At 61.8% G+C, this 1,312-nt stretch carries 1 protein-coding gene and 1 other annotated feature; the gene reads left to right on the top strand.

The features are described 5' to 3' along the window. Positions 1 to 50: 50 nt before the first annotated feature. A protein-coding gene (locus ABIB38_RS24155) for an IS3 family transposase (RefSeq protein ID WP_429207345.1) occupies positions 51 to 1,273 on the top strand; the annotation gives its coding sequence in 2 pieces (ribosomal slippage) (positions 51 to 339 and positions 339 to 1,273; 1,224 coding nt in all). Beyond that, positions 329 to 445: a sequence feature (AL1L pseudoknot), on the top strand. Its footprint overlaps the gene before it by 117 nt. Positions 1,274 to 1,312 lie beyond the last annotated feature (39 nt).

Here is a 1,312-nt window from a genome sequence, read left to right as displayed (position 1 = left end):
TGAACCGCCCCGGGTTTTGTAGAGGCTCCATTCTTTGAGAAAATGGAGCTATGAAGAAGCAACCGAAGTATTCCCCCGAAGTCATCGAGCGCGCTGTGCGCATGGTCAGCGAAGCTGCCAGCGAGTACGAATCGCAGTGGGCGGCCATTACGTCGATCGCGGCCAAGATCGGCTGCACGCCTGAAACGCTGCGCCGCTGGGTACGCCAGCAAGAGCGCGATACCGGCCAGCGCCCAGGCCCGACCACTGCTGAAGAAGAGCGCATCAAGGCCCTGGAGCGAGAAGTGCGCGAGCTGCGCAAGGCAAATGAGATCCTGCGTCTGGCGAGTGCGTTTTTCGCCCAGGCGGAGCTCGACCGCCGCTTCAAGCCGTGAGGGCGTTTATCGACCAGTACCGCCATGCCTACGGTGTCGAGCCGATCTGCAGGGTGATGCAGGTCGCGCCGTCAGGCTACTGGCGTTACGCAGCGCAGCAACGAAACCCTGAGTTGAGATGCGCGCGTGCTCAGCGCGACGACGTGCTGATTGCCGACATCGAACGGGTCTGGCAAGCAAACCTGCAGGTCTACGGCGCCAACAAGGTCTGGCGCCAGCTGCGGCGTGAGGGAACCGATGTAGCCCGCTGCACGGTCGAACGCTTGATGCGCATGGCCGGCCTGAGCGGAGTTGTGCGAGGCAAGGTTGTACGTACCACGGTTGCTGATGCCAAGGCACCGTGCCCGCTCGACCGGGTCAACCGCCAGTTCAAGGCGCAACGGCCGAACCAGCTGTGGGTCAGCGATTTTACGTACGTCTCGACCTGGCAAGGTTTCGTATACGTGGCCTTCGTCATCGACGTTTTCGCCCGACGCATCGTCGGCTGGCGGGTAAGCAGCTCGATGCGGACCGACTTCGTGCTCGACGCGCTGGAGCAGGCGCTGTACGCACGCCAGCCCGAACGAAACGAGCTGGTCCATCATAGCGACCGCGGTTCTCAATACGTGTCGATAAAGTACAGCGAGCGCCTGGCAGAAGCCGGCATCGAACCCTCTGTGGGCAGCAAAGGCGACAGCTATGACAACGCCTTGGCCGAGACCATCAACGGGCTCTACAAGGCTGAACTGATCCACCGCCGCGCTCCCTGGAAAACACGTGAGGCCGTCGAACTGGCCACGCTGGAATGGGTGTCCTGGTTCAACCACCATCGCCTGCTGGAACCGCTCGGCTATATACCGCCGGCCGAAGCTGAGGCAAACTATTACAAGCAGTTGAGCAGTCAGGCTATCCCGGCCTGACTCACACTAACCGGCCTCCACGAAAGCCGGGGCGGTTCA

Origin of the sequence: Massilia sp. UYP11 (assembly GCF_050434805.1) — a bacterium.
Lineage (GTDB): Bacteria > Pseudomonadota > Gammaproteobacteria > Burkholderiales > Burkholderiaceae_D > Telluria.
Note: the sequence above shows the minus strand (reverse complement) of the source record. Positions and strands in the feature narration are given on the sequence as shown.